This window comes from Rugamonas sp. GW822-FHT03B10 (assembly GCF_058801745.1).
This window is the reverse complement of record NZ_JBXANP010000007.1, coordinates 175,698-192,470: the sequence shown is the minus strand read 5'-3', so window position 1 is coordinate 192,470 and position 16,773 is coordinate 175,698. Positions and strand designations below refer to the sequence as shown.

The window sequence follows — 16,773 nt, the reverse complement described above, 5'->3', positions numbered from 1 at the left end:
CTTATCAAAATAATTCGAAGCGCATCGCATGCGGATCGGTTGGAAAAACCGGGTGGGAATCCGTCCGTTCCGCTAAGATGACGTCCTTTGCATCTACAAGCCCGCCATGGAATTCGCCCTCCCCCTGCTGATCGTCGTCGTGACGGCGCTGCTGGTCTACGCCATCATCAAAACCAATCCGGCCAAACCGGCCGCCATCCCGCCGCGCGCCGGCGGGCCGTATCTGCCGCAACTGCCGGCGACGGCGCCGGCGCTGCACTGGTCCGACGAGGGCCGGTTCATGGTCGAGGTGGTGAACGAGTCGCGCTATCAGGCCACGCTGAAGGAACTGGCGGGCGCGCACGGGGAACAGGCTGCGGCCGTGCCCTTTGTGGCCACGTTGGTGCCGGACGACCAGAACGCGTACGAGAACACGGCGGTGGCGGTGTTCCTGGCCGGCCGCATGGCCGGCTACCTGGCGCCGAAGGAGGCGCTGCACTTCCGCCAGCGCTTGAAATTGAAGGAGATCGAAGGCCAGCCGACCACCTGCGATGCGCAGGTGCGCGGCGGCGGCATGTGGCAGGGACGCCATCTGGCCTACGTGGTGGTGCTCGATATCGAACCGCTGGACTGAATTGCGGAAAACCAGGGTCAGGTCATGAATTCACGCAAGTTGCGTGATTTCATGACCTGACCCCGGTTTTGCGTTATTTCTTGGTGAACACCAGATCCCACACGCCGTGGCCCAGCTTGAGGCCGCGGTTCTCAAACTTGGTCAGCGGACGGTAGGCCGGTTGCGGCGCATAGCCTTCGGCCGTGTTCTGCAAGCCTTCCTCCGCGCCCAGCACTTCCAGCATCTGCACGGCGTAGTCTTCCCAGTCGGTGGCGCAGTGCAGATAGCCGCCCACGGCCAGTTTTTGCGTTAGCAGCTTGACGAACGGCCCCTGGATCAAACGGCGCTTGTTGTGGCGCGCCTTGTGCCACGGGTCGGGGAAGAAGATGTGCACGCCGTGCAGCGAGCCGTCCGGGATCATCTGGTTCAGCACTTCCACGGCGTCGTGCTGGATCGCCTTCAGGTTGGTCAGCCCCTGTTCGCCGATCAGCTTGAGCAGGCTGCCCACGCCGGGCGTGTGCACTTCCACGCCGATGAAGTCCTTGTCCGGCATCGCCTGCGCGATATGGGCCGTGGTGCCGCCCATGCCGAAGCCGATCTCCAGCACCACGGGCGCCTTGCGGCCAAACGCTTGCGCGTAGTCGAGCGGCGCCTTGCTGTATTCGATCAGGAATTTCGGTCCCAGCTCTTCCAGCGCGCGCGCCTGCGCGGTCGACAGGCGGCCGGCGCGGGTGACGAAGCTGCGGATGCGGTGTTCGGTCGGGTCGTACAGCATAGGCCGTGCTGGGCCATTGTTGGGCGTATCAGAAGACATGGGGTGCGGATTTCAACGGTAAAAAGGAACGCCCGGCGCGCGGGCGCAGGACGGTACGGGCGGCGCGAAGGCCGGCAGCTCGGCTGCAATAACCGCGCATTATATCAGCCGCCCCGCAGCAGCCGCAGGCCGTTGACCACCACCATCAGGCTCACGCCCATGTCCGCGAACACGGCCATCCACAAGGTCGAGTAGCCGGCCACCGCCAGCACCAGGAACAAGGCCTTGATGGCCAGCGCCAGCACGATGTTCTGCACCAGGATCGCGTGGGCGCGCGCGCTCAGCCGCATGAACCAGGCCAGCTTGCGCAGGTCGTCGTCCATCAACGCCACGTTGGCCGTCTCCATCGCCGTGTCGGTGCCGACCGCGCCCATGGCGAAGCCGATGGCGGCCTTGGCCAGCGCGGGCGCGTCGTTCACGCCGTCGCCCACCATGCCGACCGCGCCATGCTCGCTGGCCAGCGCCGTGATGATGCGCAGCTTATCGTCGGGCAGCAGGCCGGCGCGCACGTCGGCGATGCCGAGCCGGGCGCCGACGGCGCGCGCCGTGTCCGCGTTGTCGCCCGACAGCATCACCACGCGCACGCCCAGCGCGTGCAATTGCGCCACCGCCTCGGCGCTGGTGGCGCGCACCGCGTCGGCCACGGCCACCACCAGCAGGGCCGTCGTGGCGGAGCACAGCACCACCACGCTCTTGCCGTCGCGCTCCAGCGCGGCCAGCGCGGCGGCCAGCGCGTCGTTCCACAGCCCCAGCTCGCGCACCAGCCGCGCATTGCCCAGGTAGTGCGTGTCGCCGTCCACGTCGCCACGGATGCCGCGTCCCTGCAACGCCTCGAAGCGCGCCACCGTGGCCAGCGCGGCGCCCTGCTGTTCGTCATGCCAGTGCTGCGCCAGCGCGCGCGACACGGGATGGGTGGACAGGGCGGCCAGGCTGGCCGCGCGCCGCAACAGCGCCGCGCGCTCGCCGCCGGCCAGCACGACAACGTCCGTCACCTGCGGCGTGCCGAGTGTGAGCGTGCCGGTCTTGTCCAGCGCCACCGCCTTCAGCTTGCGCCCCAGTTCCAGATACACGCCGCCCTTGACGAGGATGCCCTGGCGGGCCGCCGCCGCCAGCCCGCTCACCACCGTCACCGGCGTCGAGATGACGAGCGCGCAGGGGCAGGCGATCACCAGCAGCACCAGCGCCTTGTAGAGCCATGCGATGGGGTCCGCGCCCGTCACGAGCGGCGGCACCACGGCCACCAGCACGGCCAGCCCCACCACCACGGGAATGTAGGTGGCCGCGAAGCGGTCCACGAAGCGCTGGGTCGGCGCGCGCTCGCCCTGCGCCTGCTGCACGCTGCTGACGATGCGCGACAGGGTGGACTGGCTCTGCGGCGCCGTCACCGTGTAATCGAAGCTGCCCTGTTCATTGATGGTGCCGGCGAACACGGTGTCGCCCGGCAGCTTGGGCACCGGCATGCTCTCGCCCGTGATCGGCGCCTGGTTGACGGCGCTCTCGCCCGCCGCCACCACGCCATCGAGCGCGATGCGTTCGCCCGGCATCACGCGCACCAGCGCGCCCGGTTGCACCTGGGCCGCCGCCACGCGCTGCCACGCGCCCGACGGCGCCTGCACGGTGGCCGTGTCGGGCGTGAGCGCCAGCATGCCGCGGATGGCATGGCGCGCGCGGTCCAGCGAGCGCGCCTCGATCAGTTCGGCCAGCGAGAACAGGAAGATCACCATCGCCGCTTCCGGCCACTGGCCGATGGCCAGCGCGCCCAGGATGGCCAGCGACATCAGGAAGTTCATGTTCAGCGACAGGTTGCGCAGCGCGATCCAGCCCTTCTTCAACGTCCCGAGGCCGCCGCACGCGATGGCCGTGAGGGCCAGCGCCAGGACCGGCCAGCCATGGTCGCGGCCCGTGCTCCACGCCACGCCCTCGGCCGCCAGCGCGGCCAGCCCGGACACCGTCAGCGGCAGCCAGCGCGGCAGACCGAAGGGCGGCGAGCCGGCCGCGCGCGGTGGCGGGGACGGCGGCGCATCCGCCCCGTCCCGCGCCGGCAGCGAACTGGAGACGACGGCCGGCGCCATGTCGAGCGCCGTCAGCGCCGCCACCAGCGGCGCGATGGACGGCAGCCGATGCTCCACCGTCAGCTCGCGCCGCATCAGGTCGAACCGCAACGCGTCCACGCCGGCCATGGCTTGCAGCCGGTCGCGGATCAGCTTTTCCTCGGTGGGGCAATCCATGTTCTGGATCAGGAACACGGCTTGTTCGGGGCTGGCGGAAGCCGCCGCCGCCGTGGCAGCCGGGGCGATGGCGGCGCCGCCGCAGCCATCCTTGCCGTCGCACGCGCTCATGGCGATGTCATCCCGTCAGTCCGTGTAACTGGCTTCGGCCGCGATATGGGCCGGCAGCGTGAGGTGGAAGCGTTGCAACTGCTTGCGGCTGTAGAGGAATTTGCCGCGGTCGGCCGTGACGGGGTAGATGCGCTCGGGCGGCGTGCCGGACAGGATCCTGAGCGCGATCTCGGCCGCCGCCTTGCCCTGGTCGCGGCCATACAGCACCAGGCCGCCGATGGTCTTCTCCGGCCCCACGGCCCAGTCCCAGAAACCGAAGATGGGCACCGGCGCGTGGGCCGCCGTCCAGCGCGCCACCTGGTCCGTCGTGTTGACGCTCTTGCCGGCCCCGTCGTGCAGCGCCTGGTACAGGCCGACGAAGATCACGTCGTAGTTGTCCTTCGCCTTCAGCACCTCGGCCTGCCATTGTTCCCACTGGCCCACCAGCTTCAGTTCGACGACGGTGGCGCCGATCTGCTGGCGCGCCCTGCCCTCGAACGTCTCCTGGCGCACCACCTGGGACGTGATGTCGGTATCGAACAACACCAGCGCGCGCTTCGCCTGCGGCACCAGCTCGGATACGAGCGCGATGTTGCGCTTGAGGATGGGCCGCTCCAGCACACCCGTGATGTTCCTGGTGAGCCTGGCGTCGAAATATTCGCGCGGATTGTTGTTGATGCCGAGGTAGACCACGGGCGTGGCCGTGGTGCCCAGGCGCGGCGCCAGCAGCTTGAGGGCCGCGTCGTCGCCGAGGATCACCAGCACCGGGTGCAGCGCCTGGTACAGCGCCCAGGCCTTGTCGGCCATGGCCGCGTGCCGCTCGCGCGGCAGGCGCTTGGTGTCCATCTGAAAATACTCGAGGCGGTACTTCCTGCCCAGCGCCTCTTGCAACGCCTCCTTGTAGTTGGCGTCCCATGGCATCTCGGCGTTGTAGCTTTCCACCACCAGGATGGTGTCGGCGGCGGCGCGGGCCGGCACGGCGACGGCCGCCAGCAGCAGCGCGGCCAGCATGGCCAGCACGCCATGCCACGCGGCACGCAGGGCCGGCGGCGGCCCGGTCAACATAAGAGGAACAACGTCTGGCGCGGGGCCGACGCGGTGGCGAGAGCGGACATGGAAACCGGAACAACTCGTTTGTTGTCACATCGATTGGAGCGGGTGAAGGGAATCGAACCCTTATATTAGGTTACCACATGAGATGGACAAAGCTGAAACGACTGCTGCCATATGAGAAACGCGCAACGTCGGCAATATGCATTTGGATGCATTTTATTGCATCAGCGAGCTTGCTGCCCCCCTTCCCTGTAGACGAGCTACAGCAAGATTTAGCGATTGCCTGCTATAGGTGAAGACCACAGAGCAAGCTGGATACAGCGCTACCACGAACGTTGCATTAGCTGCCCGGACGAAGTTAACAACTACACTTTCTTGTCGACCGGGGTTGCCCAGACAATTGCTATGCCGGCCGTTCAAACAGACCTACACATTGGTCCACGCTGGGCCCCACTTGGAATCACATCTACCGTGCTGTTTAGTCGCAGCCGTACAGCCGGTGTGCACTTAAATTTCTCGCCAGTATGTGCTCGAGCTAACCCTTCCTTTACGGGCGTTCACCCTCGCCTGGCTGCAGACTCTCGCGCCAGTTCAGTCTGGAACCCGGCTTACCCGAAATCTACTTAGCTCAAGGCCACTCGACGGCCCCGTCTCGGTCATCTGCATGATTGTAGGGCGCCCGTTCGGTTAGAGATGTTACGCGGCAGCGGGCTTTCGCCATGGCTCACTCGGGTAAATCACTTTGCGCCTGTGTGTTAGCTATTTCATCTTCAACTGCTTTGAGAAAAGCTGGTGTCGAGACGCCCATCGCCGTGCACCATGCTCGTAGTTCTATTAGGTCTAACCGGCGCTGACCGCTCTCACACTTGCTGATGAATACTTGCGTGACGCTCAACTTGGATGCGAGTTCTGTTTGAGTGAGAGACACCTGTTCACGCATGTCACGAAGAACCTTAAGCATGACACCGTACTCCCGTGTGTAAATTGTCTTTTCCATTGTCGGCCGTCGCGTGCTGAGAGCGACAGCGTGCACGTGGGAGAGTGATATTCCAAATCAGAATATTCTATGATAGAATATTCTATTGTGGAATATTGCTCTTTGTCCCGGTTGTTAACTTTGTTAACAGTTCGAGGTGCTGACTAAGGCTGTAACACCAACAAACCCGAACGAAGTGCCCTAGCCGAAACAGAAATTCGTACTCGGTTCGGACGAAGACTTTGGAGTCGTCCTACGAGCCAAGAAATTAAAAGACTGAACACTTCACCGAAGTAGACTACAAATGAGAATTTCGACGTTCAACCTGCACACGCCCGGATTGGCCTTAAACGTTGTTCAGGTCATTAAAGCTATTGTTGCGTATGCAGAGAAACACAAGGAGACGTGCACTCATCGCATAGCACTATCAGAGTTCTATAGAATCGCCGGCTTTCCGTCGAAAATGACACAAGCGCAAGTAGTGACACTCATGTCACGTGCACATACAGCAACTGCTTCAATGCGCGTAGTTGAAGTCTTGATGTCGCGAAAAAAGGTACTTCTAACAGGAAGTTGGCCAGTATTCGATTATATTTTTATCACCCATACTGAAATATCATTTGAAGTTTGCCCGAAAATGTGGATGTGGGAAAGTCTTTCAGAACGCGTGTAAATCAAAATTAAAATGCAGGATTATTCGTTTTCCTAAGAGGGTAAAAATGCTCGTAGAAAACATTCGCCCAGAATACTCACGGCCATGGCTAGGCCGTCAATTCGTTCTCAACGAAGAGTCGATAGCATGGGGGCGTTATGTCGTGACAAACCAAAAGTTCAACGCAACCAATAACAAAAAGTGGAGCTATCTTAAATCCATGATTAAGCAAACCGACCCAAGGGAGCTTGCTTCAGAATTCGAACACTTAATCCATGTTTACTGCCAAGAAAACTTCCCTGACTTTCTTCGTGAAAAACAAGCTCTGGCGGCGTTATATAACGCAAAAGAGCGTATGAAGGCGCTACTTCGCGATGGTTGCGCTCCAGACGATTATTATCGAGCAAGCGTTGCCACGGTCTGCGCTTTTGACGAAGCTCTTTCGGCAGTATTCGAGTCTGCCCTACCGCTGCATGGACTGAGTCGGCTAACCTATGTTCGGTATCGCCAAAAATTGCACGGCATGCATTTGACCACATTTTCTGATGACGAACGTACGTATGACGTTGCGTTCACGCGGGACCTAGTGCTGGCGTCTATCAAACACGACAGTGATTGGAGCCGTATTTGGCCAAAGTTCACTTAAATTTTCCAGTGGTATTTCAGCCTAGTAAATAGGAGAAATACACTAACTTGATACCGAGTAATGAGATTAAGAGGCAACATACATGGAAAAGGATGGCAGTATGAGGCATGACGCTCCCCCCCTCGTATTTCTCGACATGGACGACGTCCTTTGCTTGGACGATACGCATCATAGCGGCGAGATGTTGAGAATATTCAAGCAAAGAATTCCAGACTATCCAGAGATATGGGAGCGCCTTGTTGACTCGGGCGCTGCAGAGAATTTGCGTCAGCTGCATGTTGAGTTCAAACCGCTTTACGTTATTAGTTCGTCATGGGCAACATATCTCGACCGCGAGCAGATGTGCGAAGCCTTGACTCGGACGCAGCTATTGTTCGTAGTGGAGAACCTGCATGCGGAATGGAGAACGCCGCGGGCACTTTCGTCAAGTAGGAGAGATGAAATCGAGTGGTGGCTCGAGGCACATCGTGAGCCGTCGCAGCCGTTCCTCATCATTGACGACAGCTGGAGCGGGACCCGCCTGGCGCACTCTCCCCTCGCACTGGACGGACACGTTGTCTTGTGCAGGAGCGGATACGGATTCACTAAGCGGAGGTTGAAAGAGGCACGTAGACAGCTGCAGCGCCAAAGAGCAAGTGGCAGTGCCGCACTGGTGTATTAGCAAAAGCCAAGAAAACGCCCTTGGCCCTAACGTGTGCACTATTTCGCCGGCGGCATAGTAATCGAAAGTCCGAAGCGAGTTAAGGCTTTCCGAAGAAACGACTTGCCGAGCTTCCCATAAACATAGTCAGCACGATGATTGGCCGCAATATTTTCAGCCGTATTCTCTTTCATTTCTTCGGGAGTTCGCGCGTTCCTTCCGATATTAAGGAGTGAAAAAGTCTCCGCAAGTTGCTGCTTCGTCATCTTTTCCAGCAGCTGCTCGGCGGAAATCTCAGCTGCAGTTGGCTCAGCCAATATAGATTCAAAGATACTTTCTCGACCGGGGCTTTGACAGCTCTTTTGTTCCGCAGCAAGCGCATCGTCAAACTGAATCAGTTTCTGAAGCAGCTGCAAATCCAAGTGCTCTAGGACCAGTTCCTGCCTAGGATGATTTGACGCCTTTAATAACCGTACGAACGGCCGCAAATGCATAGAATCAATTTCGGCTTCGGCGTTAAGCTCCTCGAAATAACCCTGGAATAATTCACGCAAACCTTCAACGCCGCGTGCTTGGGCTGTGCCCATGTAGTCGTCAATTGCGTTGTAGATTCCACCCGTCGGTGCGAAAACAAAAATTCCTTCTTTGAAGCGTCTTTCACAGCATACGCCCACAGAAGAGTTGGCTGGCTCATCATCGTTTGTGTCATCAGCCACATAGTCACAATCCCCAACCTGCCGCAGCATCTCTGACGTCGTGGTTGCGTGTCTCTTGTCAACACCCAATGGCGTAACTTCTGAGGTTTCAAGAACAGCATAGCCAAGTTCCGGTTTGCCAACAAACCGCTCCAAAGTCAACCGCAGCGGCTTCAATATGAGCTTGCCGCCAAAGGGAATTTCTAGTGATAACATAGTGCCGTTTTCACAGACACTGACTCGTGATATTTGTTGGCCTCCTCCTTCTGGAAAGAAGAAGTGGTTTAAGCCATCGCGGCGCGACAAAATTCCAAGAGCACTTGCGATATATTCAACCGTCTCCCACCGTGCTCGCACGAGGCCGGGCCCAGAGACAGCATCGAGCTCAGCTGCAGCCCACTGAGCGGTATTTCCCCTACGAAAATCGGACTGCAATTGAATTACATCGCGCAGACGTCTTGCGAATTCTGAGGCAGTCGGTCTTGCGGAAGGGGTGGACATAGTACTGTCGCTCAACAGGCTCTCTAGCGGCTCGGTAACGAAGCCTTTGGACTGCGAGCTTGCGCTCAAAGACTCGCGGCCTGTGGCACTGTACTGACCGGCAAACGGCACCTTCTCTTCGGTCAAAATGGCCCATACAGTTTTCGCCAAACTGTAAATGTCGGCTTTATATGGGTCGGCTGTGGTGGGACTGTCGAGCATCTCGCGGGCCATATATGCCCATGGACCCATCGGCTCATTCTCTTCCGTGAGTCCCAGCTTGTCTGGAAATGACGCAATCCCGAAATCTCCATAGCGGTACGTGCCACCGAAAAAAAACAGGTTTTCAGGCTTGATATCTCTATGTGCTACCAAGCTTTTATGAATGTCAACCAACCCCTCGGCCAGTTCAGCTAATGCTAGCAATTTGGCGTCCCATACTGTCCCTGCAAGCACCTTTGTGACCGGTTCAGCGAGTGGCATGATGTAATATGGAACGTCTATATCAGGGGCAGCTAAGTGAGCCTCCAAAATGGGCAACACTCGAGGTGAACCCTGCAACAGACCAGTAACGATTTTAACTTCATCGCAGAACCGACCGTAGCGCTTCTTGTCATTGTTAAGCATGAACTTCGCAGCAACCGAGCCCAAGCTGACATGTGTGCCCGAATAGACGACCCCATTGCCACCTGCGCCAATTTGCTTCAATAGTTTGACCTCCATCGACACCTGCTGAAGCTCTGTTTTCTTCTTTGGCACTAAAACCATTTACCGCTCCTGGTTCTCAAAACATAATTCGCAATTTTAAACCTGCTGGTCCCTGCCACCGCAAATCATTCGAAGACCTCGGTAATAATCTCTTCAATCGCCGCCGCATCGATGACCAACGCTCGTCGTTGACGGTTGAGGTTCTCTTAGGGCAGAGTGACATGGCTCAATCCCTGCCGGTAAGCGCGCATCGGCAGTTGCTGGAGCTTTTGCAGCTCAATGCAGCCCTAGAGACAGTTGGATAAGCCGCCCCTCCGTCTCCACTTATTAGATAGCGTCGTTGGTTATAACGCTGATGACCATAAAATTGTCGGCTTTGACAATCTCGTGGGCTTCATCGGCCAGTCCAACAATTATGAGGGCCAAAACTGTTCGGAGCCGTTAATCGGCTTCAATGTGCTACGGTCACCTTATTGCCTAGTGACATAGACTAATCCATTTTATTTGCTAGCAAGAATTCGTGGATGCGCTTTCCGGCTTTAAGTTGAAGTGCTATGACAGATTGCAACCAAGTAAAGAGGCGCTGCTCTATGTCCTGATGGCTCTCGATAAAGAAATCTCGGCCCAAATACCGTTCAGGCTGTCCGTTTGGAAGACAATCGCGCCAGCCTTGGAAAGAATAGTGCAATGGCATATCGTTTATTTCAGCAGTAGCAATTCCAACGTAGACCTTCTCGAGTTCTAGGGCGGATGTGGAGTGAACGACGTCATGGCGAAACTGGATAAGCTCCGCAATATCTGCATTGGAACTGCGTTCGAGCATGAGCTCGCTCCCAATCTCCCTAGGCACGCGCCGAGCGTTGAACTTGGTCAGGTCTGAAAAATGACGTCCTCCAGCTGGTTTAAACTTTAGAGCTTTAGGGTCTAATTGGTCGAGATAGTGAATAAGTTTGCTCAACAAGTCGAGTGATGTGCACATTGAAATTGCAGACATCGACGCAGCGGTCGCTGCAGCATAAGAATCATGGCCACGATGAATTACTTCATTTGTCCGAAGTTGAGAAATTGATGGCACTGCATTAATTATGCAGGAGCGCTGCACTTTCAATAAGTCGATGAATGATGCTATCGCACGGCTGATGAGAGACATTATTTCAGTACAGATTCGTTTAAATTGACTTATTACGAGCCAAGTTTCTAATGTCTCGGCTGAGAAAGGTGCAATTCCCTTTTCTATTGCATCGCGCACAGTTCTGTCTATTATTTCTAAAGTTTGACGAGCGCCATCTCCGTGCCCTAGTTCGAGGTAGGCGATGGGCAGAAAGTATTGCTCATCGTGATATTTTGACGATTGTGAATCAGCCACCAAATAGGTGTGAAGTGCGTAGTTTAAATGGGCAACATAGTAATACTCGAGCTGATTCCACCTGAATTCACTATAGTGTGGAAACTCACTTAGGTTTTGGACGTCGACCAACGGTCGTATTTTAAACTTGGCTAACAATACATCGACAAGTTCGGTTTCGTTTTTCGTAGTGAATGGCAAGCAGCTTGTGCCAAAGACATCATGAACGGTGTACCGGTTCTCATTCAGCCGACGTACAAACAGACCTTTCGTGGTAAAAAATGAATTTGCTAATGCCATTCGGCGACCGCCTTTTTTCATGATGCAAACGTTGAAGGGCTTGCGCCAATCGCAGTCCGTAATTACGGCTCCCCCGTCGTATGGGGAGTACCATCCGCGCCGGAACCCAACGCGTAACGCTTAATATCGGCCACCAAGCTTCCAAATTATTGGAAGCTTGGCGAGTTCTGAAATTCAATCCGAGTATTCGGCCGAAACCAGACCGCGTTCACTCAATTCAGCTACCACCAACGGTGACAGTTGCTGTACCAAGGACGTCGACTGCTGTAAGAACCAAGTGCGAACCTGGTCCGAATTCATCGACGAATCCGTAATAAGCGAGGCAATTGCGGCGGCTGTGATTCGCGACAAGCCGAATTCGACCAGCGAACGACCAGTGTGCGTCGACACCCCGAGTTCAAGAGCCAACGAGAAGTCGTAGACCTGGGTAACCTTATCTTCCAGCCCCTCTTGGACAAGGGCGTATTTCAGAAGGTCGACGTAGGCCTTCGCCCACTGGACAAGTTTGAATCGAATCGTTTGTTCGATAAGCGTGAACATTTCCCGGATTGCGCCATCGATAGCCGCCTGAGTGAGTGGCCGTTTGTTCGCTTGCTGCGCGACCTTCTTCTTGTACTTTACGGCTTCGGCGACTAACTGCGTCAATGGTTCGCCTTGCATCCACTTCAAGGCTGTAACTGTCACGTGGTTAACATAGCCGCGCTGTTTTTTCCCCTCTTCTCCTGAAAGGTTCATACCTCCTAGATACTTATACAGTCGGCGGATAATCGAGTTATACACTGTGTACGCGTCGCCCGAGGGATTCGAGGGCATCAATTTCGAGAAGTCGCGCTGACGCACAAGTTCACGAATCCGCTGCAGAAGGCCTGCGAGTGCGACTGGGTCGAGCATCCAGCTAGTGGTCAAAACCGAAGTCGGTAGCTCAAGGCTCGTAAGCGCCTGGTCAGCCAGCATCGTGAGGGTGTCTTTTTGCTGAGTAGTTAGCGAGAGATTACGGCGTCCTAGCAACCCGTCCAGTGTGTTCTCGGACGAACGAACCAGGATTAGACCTGCCGCAGCGGTAATCCGGTCGCCAGACGCGCGGTCGCGCACAATAATGGGAGCCTTGTCCACGGCAGCCTTCAGTGCCTCAACGACCGCATCAAAATCCTTCTCTACTGTTTGCTTGAAAGCCGACTGCATTGGGAACGGCTTGCGCTCGCTTAGTGGTTTCGTCTCCCAATTCGCGTAGTTCACGAGGAACACATTGCCAACCAATTCCTCACCAAGACGCCCCGCACGACCAGCGAAGTTCCACAGCGAAGCTTCATCGAGCGCCGCGCCCTTACCCCGAGTTGGCGTATCAATGAAGACGTTCCGTGCAGGGAGATTCACTCCCTGAAACAGAGTGGTTGTGCAACAAAGGTAATCCAGTTCGCCACGCTTGAACGCCGCCTCAATTCCTTCGCGCAAGAGGCTCGGCATGTTTCCATAGTGGAAAGCGACACCTTGCCGCACATAATTCGCAAGAGAATATTGCTTGTGGATATGTTGCTCGATGAATTTCGCTAGGTCAGATAACCCCTTCGAGCCTTCAGATTGGCGATTACGTGCGAGTAGTTCCGTTAAATCTTCCGCGTTTTTGGCTCCCGTGGCATAAACCAAGGACCGGCCTGATGCACCCAGCTCGAGCGCGACCGCCGCGAGCTTCGTGTCGTCGCTTAACGCAAACCCACGTTTGAACTGGTACGTCCCGATTGGCTCAAGCTTCTTCGGAGTAACCAAGTCGAGACGCACCATGTGCTCGTCGAGGACGGAAAAACCAACACTGATTCGGTTCTGCACCACCGGTGAAATAGCCGTTTCCTTTACGGTGATTTCGGGAAGCCCGATGCAGTCGCCAATCAGCTGTAGGCCAGAGGCCCCCGGCGCCAAAAAAAGGAAGCGAGCAGCAGGATTGGACTCGCGCAACTTCTCAAGCGTGTCCTGCAAAATCATGCCTCGGCTGTCGTCACCGAGGGACTGTGCCTCGTCGGAAATGACAATGTCAATGAGGCCGGCGACGGCGACCGTCGACAGAAGAAACTGGGCTCGCTCCTGTGTAAGCACGTAAATTTGTTTCGGCCGGCTCTCTGGGTCGGGCACCGGAATGGTCGTGATTCGGATGGAATCGGAAATGCTCGACAGGCGTTTTTCCAATTTGCCGTGTATCTCAGCCAGCAACGCCCGTGTCGGTGCAATATAGATTGCGCCAAATCGCTTGGATGCAATGGCGCGCTCGGCCAAATGCTCAAGCACAACAAAAGACTTTCCAGACGAGGTCGGCGCGGAGACAGCTGTAGCCGGAGACGAGTCCAAGCTTCGCCAGAGGTCGAGCTGGTACTCCGTCAGCGGCACCCGTGCGCCGGCCATATCGACAGTGTTGAGCTCTCGTAGTAGTGAGCTGCGCATGTAGGTTTCGAAGCCGAGGTCGACAGGATGCTCGTGTTCCAATTTACGGAGACCGGGGAAGTTGCCGAGGTCAGAAAGAATGCTAATGCTTGCCTCGCGAACGACATCGTCGACCGAGGCCAAACTTGCGAACACCGCAATCTGCTGAGCCAGGTCCTTACTCTCTTCGTCCTTTGCGGATGCGAAGACACTCGCGGTATTGAGCAGGCGCGTCAGGGCCTGTTCGGCAAGAACTGGTCCTTCAATGCGGACCTGCTCATTTTCCTGCAGTACTGTCGACCGGATGCCTACCGCGCGAAGTTCGGCAAGGTCTCTCCAGAAGCCCGGCTCCTGTCGGATTTCAAACGAAACTTCGGTGGCGAATGTGCTCATGTGTTCAACTCGGAAAAGATTCGCTTGAATTCATTGACATCAGGTATAGCAACCAAAAAGACGATGCACCCGCCCAGGTCAACGCCTTTCGCATCGGCCTGATTCTTCAGGTTCTTGCTGAACGCGCCGTGCTTGGCCGCATACAACTTCTCTAGATGTTCCTCATGAATTTCTGGCGGCTTACTGAGGTCACGAGGCAGTTTGTCTTGGAAGGCACTCTCGCTGAATACGAGACTACCGACGTGGATGTCGCGACGCCGGAGATGGCTGCCATCGCCAGTGTAGGAGTTGAAGAACGACTTAGCCGCCACACGCGCATCTCCCTCTAAAGAATCTAGGTTAGACAAATCGCTAACAAGGCGAAGTTCGTTCAGCATCCGTCCCCGGTCTGCCTGATGCTCCGCGATGGAATCGACCATTTCTCGCGACGCATCCGTTGCGCTTGGGGTTAGCTTTGATTCCAGCAGGTAGAAGAGAACGGACCCATCGTCAGCTTGACTGCCATGCAATCCGTCAACCCCATGCACTGGCATTTCGGAAGACGTCTTAAGCGCCATTTTCGCGCCGAGCTGCGCCGCGCCGAGGTATCGCACCGCGACAACATACGCAATGAGCTCGCCGACTTCGCCATAGCGTCCGGGGTGCTTCTGGTTATACGTGACTAGGAGTCGTTTGGCCTCGCGGCGAAGCCGCAATGCCGCTGCCAAATCGCCGCCCGTCGCCGAGTTGTTGCTCTGGGCGGAGGCTTCTCTCCGTTTGCGAAGAGGTATGACGTAGTTGACGAGCTGGTCAACGAGCAATTCCGCAAGCGCATTGACTTGCGGAATGTGTTCCTGCATTCGAACGAAAAGAAGCCGCGGCTGTTCGAGCGGCGGCGTCATCGTCACTTCCTTCAGGACGTTGTCGACGCCATGAATCGGGTCCAATAATGCGCCAAAGCTATTTTTCGCGTTCGTCATGAGCGTTGTCCAGGTTCGCTGCCGCAACCTTCAGTCGTTCTAGTCGGCACTACGCTCTCTCCGAAATTTGTCGTGGGCGGCGGCCCTGACGCCCGATATGTAATTGCTATTTTACATGTTTGTTGTATTAAAAAATCAATATCCGAATGCAATTCCCGTTGTCAGCACGCACAAATCTGGCTGCAAACCCGAAGCTCGAGGCGCGGATTCGCAGTGAGCAAGATGAGGCGGTACGGATGAACAAGGAGCTGCGCAGAGGAAATTTCAAGTAGGACTGGGCATTAAGCATAAACACGCACGTTTATGCATATTTATTTTCAATATAAAAGCTCTCTCACACTCTCCAATGACAATAAAAGTCCTGAGATAAGGGTTCGGATTCACTAAGAAGCGATTGAAGGAAGCGTGTAGGCGGCTGCAGCGCCAAGGAGCAATGGGTGGTGCTGCTCTAGTCGAAGGGTTAAATGAAAATGGCGGCACGCTCATCTAGCCGTGCCGCCGCCATCTTCAAAGCGCTCAATCACATCATCCAGGCAGTTACTTGACAAGAAAATCGTCTTTGTTTTTACCCGCCAACCATCGAGGGGCGCGGCCGCGGCCCGTCCAGGTTTCACCGGTTGCCGTATCACGGTATTTTGGTGGAACTGGCCGGCGGACCTTCGATATCGTCGGCTTTGCGATGTTGCCAATGTCACTAATGGTCAGACCATAGGTCCGCATGATTTCAGCAATCTTTGCTTTCGCCGACGCAACCTCCGATATGCGCACCTCTTTTGCCTTGTTTTCCAGCTCCGCAATTTGCGCTTTGATTTCGGCGTATGTACTCATGTGTGATTTCCAAGGTTGGCCTGTAATGCTGGTAATCTATCATCATCAGGAACCGCAGACCAGTGGAAATCCAAAAGAGGAATCAGTAGACGTCCGTTTGGCGAGAGGATTAGAAGGCCCCAATCTCGTAGGCCAACTGTACCTCTCGGTTGAGTGAACTGCAGTGCTTGAGAACGAGTAATCCGGCTTCAACCAGCTTGATGTCGCGGGCACGATTGCCATACTCTGGTGACCACACTTTTGCGCCATGAAACAGGTTGTTCCTAATTCGGCGAACCATCAGGAGCACCTGCTGCGCTTTGGGGAGGTTTGGGTCGGGCGGCGAGTCTTTCCAATCAACCCTTCCATTCCGAAGGACCTGCTTTCGCGGAGGCTCGCTTAATAGAAAATGTACGGCTTGCTTGAAGGCCTCGTCGGTTACACGCCGCAAGTGCCAATCGATAGCTGTAGCAAAAGTATCCCAGTTTGCCTCTACTGAGGCCGTTTTGCCTTTTGCGAAACCTGAGCTTTTGAGGGCATATTCACAGCGCGCAAATGTTCCCAGAAACTCGTAAGTCAACGCTTGTGGTAACAGCATTTGGGGAAAAGGTTGCTCCATAAATTGGTTTCCTCTAGGTGGTTGAATTGGCCAGCACCGGCTGTGCGCTCAATTCATTAGCAGGGTACAGCTCTATGCGTGCGCGCAAACTCAGGATTTTTAGAACTGAGCCAAACATCGTAGCGCTCCGGCCGCAGGATTGCCACATCAAGGGCGGTGACCAGGAGCGAGAGCTTGCGTCGCGCTAGTCATTGCTCGCCGATGCCAAAGACCTGCGACCTCGACACCAAAAGTCCGCAAGCCAGAGTGGGTGGAATGTCCGCAAACCAAGTCATAGCTGCACAGCGCAAATTGCCCCTTAACAGATGGCTACTTCTTCCGCAGAGGACTATCTGAAATGCGTCCAACGTGGCAATATGAAGTTGTG

Annotated in this window: 13 protein-coding genes; 3 read left to right on the top strand and 10 right to left on the bottom strand. The window is 56.4% G+C overall.

The genetic code is table 11. From position 1 onward, the window contains the following. Positions 1-106 precede the first annotated feature (106 nt). Positions 107-613, top strand: a complete 507-nt coding sequence (locus AC1RQG_RS13925; protein ID WP_493132270.1) for a hypothetical protein — start codon at positions 107-109, stop codon at positions 611-613. Between the two features lie 73 nt (positions 614-686). On the opposite strand, the gene trmB is transcribed toward AC1RQG_RS13925, so the two are convergent. The 4 genes from trmB to AC1RQG_RS13905 all read right to left on the bottom strand — a co-directional run bounded on the left by trmB (position 687) and on the right by AC1RQG_RS13905 (position 5,717). Beyond that, positions 687-1,367 (bottom strand): tRNA (guanosine(46)-N7)-methyltransferase TrmB, encoded by a 681-nt coding sequence (trmB, locus tag AC1RQG_RS13920; protein WP_493132268.1) that lies wholly within the window; start codon positions 1,365-1,367, stop codon positions 687-689. A gap of 143 nt (positions 1,368-1,510) precedes the next feature. Further along, positions 1,511-3,745 (bottom strand): heavy metal translocating P-type ATPase, encoded by a 2,235-nt coding sequence (locus AC1RQG_RS13915; RefSeq protein WP_493132266.1) that lies wholly within the window; start codon positions 3,743-3,745, stop codon positions 1,511-1,513. A 15-nt stretch (positions 3,746-3,760) separates the two neighbouring features. Further along, the gene (locus tag AC1RQG_RS13910; RefSeq protein ID WP_493132264.1) at positions 3,761-4,789 is read right to left on the bottom strand and encodes an ABC transporter substrate-binding protein; all 1,029 of its coding nucleotides are present in this window, start codon (positions 4,787-4,789) and stop codon (positions 3,761-3,763) included. Between the two features lie 712 nt (positions 4,790-5,501). After that, positions 5,502-5,717: a helix-turn-helix domain-containing protein gene (locus AC1RQG_RS13905; RefSeq protein WP_493132526.1), complete on the bottom strand. Its 216-nt coding sequence runs from the start codon at positions 5,715-5,717 to the stop codon at positions 5,502-5,504. A gap of 755 nt (positions 5,718-6,472) precedes the next feature. On the opposite strand from AC1RQG_RS13905, the gene AC1RQG_RS13900 reads away from it, so the two are divergent. Beyond that, the gene (locus tag AC1RQG_RS13900; protein WP_493132262.1) at positions 6,473-7,051 is read left to right on the top strand and encodes a hypothetical protein; all 579 of its coding nucleotides are present in this window, start codon (positions 6,473-6,475) and stop codon (positions 7,049-7,051) included. Between the two features lie 82 nt (positions 7,052-7,133). Beyond that, positions 7,134-7,712, top strand: coding sequence for an HAD domain-containing protein (locus AC1RQG_RS13895; RefSeq protein ID WP_493132260.1), 579 nt, complete (start codon positions 7,134-7,136; stop codon positions 7,710-7,712). 38 nt (positions 7,713-7,750) lie between these two features. Here the strand turns inward: AC1RQG_RS13895 and AC1RQG_RS13890 are convergent, their stop codons facing one another. From AC1RQG_RS13890 to AC1RQG_RS13865, 6 genes are all read right to left on the bottom strand, one after another. Continuing rightward, entirely contained in the window at positions 7,751-9,634 is a 1,884-nt protein-coding gene (locus AC1RQG_RS13890) for a serine/threonine protein kinase (RefSeq protein ID WP_493132258.1), read from the bottom strand. Positions 9,635-10,064: 430 nt separating this feature from the next. Next, positions 10,065-11,219: a hypothetical protein gene (locus tag AC1RQG_RS13885; protein WP_493132257.1), complete on the bottom strand. Its 1,155-nt coding sequence runs from the start codon at positions 11,217-11,219 to the stop codon at positions 10,065-10,067. 174 nt (positions 11,220-11,393) lie between these two features. Further along, positions 11,394-14,021, bottom strand: a complete 2,628-nt coding sequence (locus AC1RQG_RS13880; protein WP_493132255.1) for a DEAD/DEAH box helicase — start codon at positions 14,019-14,021, stop codon at positions 11,394-11,396. Next, positions 14,018-14,980 (bottom strand): HamA C-terminal domain-containing protein, encoded by a 963-nt coding sequence (locus AC1RQG_RS13875; protein ID WP_493132253.1) that lies wholly within the window; start codon positions 14,978-14,980, stop codon positions 14,018-14,020. Before AC1RQG_RS13875 ends, AC1RQG_RS13880 begins: the two co-directional genes overlap by 4 nt. A 537-nt stretch (positions 14,981-15,517) precedes the next feature. Continuing rightward, entirely contained in the window at positions 15,518-15,808 is a 291-nt protein-coding gene (locus AC1RQG_RS13870; RefSeq protein WP_493132251.1) for an H-NS histone family protein, read from the bottom strand. A 109-nt stretch (positions 15,809-15,917) separates the two neighbouring features. Continuing rightward, the gene (locus AC1RQG_RS13865; RefSeq protein WP_493132249.1) at positions 15,918-16,406 is read right to left on the bottom strand and encodes a hypothetical protein; all 489 of its coding nucleotides are present in this window, start codon (positions 16,404-16,406) and stop codon (positions 15,918-15,920) included. Between the last annotated feature and the right edge of the window lie 367 nt (positions 16,407-16,773).

Coding starts and splice junctions, on each gene's coding strand:
- AC1RQG_RS13905 (WP_493132526.1), bottom strand. CDS start 5,717: ATGCGTGAACAGGTGTCTCTCACTCAAACAGAACTCGCATCCAAGTTG.
- trmB (WP_493132268.1), bottom strand. CDS start 1,367: ATGCTGTACGACCCGACCGAACACCGCATCCGCAGCTTCGTCACCCGC.
- AC1RQG_RS13880 (WP_493132255.1), bottom strand. CDS start 14,021: ATGAGCACATTCGCCACCGAAGTTTCGTTTGAAATCCGACAGGAGCCG.
- AC1RQG_RS13915 (WP_493132266.1), bottom strand. CDS start 3,745: ATGAGCGCGTGCGACGGCAAGGATGGCTGCGGCGGCGCCGCCATCGCC.
- AC1RQG_RS13890 (WP_493132258.1), bottom strand. CDS start 9,634: ATGGTTTTAGTGCCAAAGAAGAAAACAGAGCTTCAGCAGGTGTCGATG.
- AC1RQG_RS13925 (WP_493132270.1), top strand. CDS start 107: ATGGAATTCGCCCTCCCCCTGCTGATCGTCGTCGTGACGGCGCTGCTG.
- AC1RQG_RS13865 (WP_493132249.1), bottom strand. CDS start 16,406: ATGGAGCAACCTTTTCCCCAAATGCTGTTACCACAAGCGTTGACTTAC.
- AC1RQG_RS13910 (WP_493132264.1), bottom strand. CDS start 4,789: ATGTTGACCGGGCCGCCGCCGGCCCTGCGTGCCGCGTGGCATGGCGTG.
- AC1RQG_RS13895 (WP_493132260.1), top strand. CDS start 7,134: ATGGAAAAGGATGGCAGTATGAGGCATGACGCTCCCCCCCTCGTATTT.
- AC1RQG_RS13870 (WP_493132251.1), bottom strand. CDS start 15,808: ATGAGTACATACGCCGAAATCAAAGCGCAAATTGCGGAGCTGGAAAAC.
- AC1RQG_RS13875 (WP_493132253.1), bottom strand. CDS start 14,980: ATGACGAACGCGAAAAATAGCTTTGGCGCATTATTGGACCCGATTCAT.
- AC1RQG_RS13900 (WP_493132262.1), top strand. CDS start 6,473: ATGCTCGTAGAAAACATTCGCCCAGAATACTCACGGCCATGGCTAGGC.
- AC1RQG_RS13885 (WP_493132257.1), bottom strand. CDS start 11,219: ATGGCATTAGCAAATTCATTTTTTACCACGAAAGGTCTGTTTGTACGT.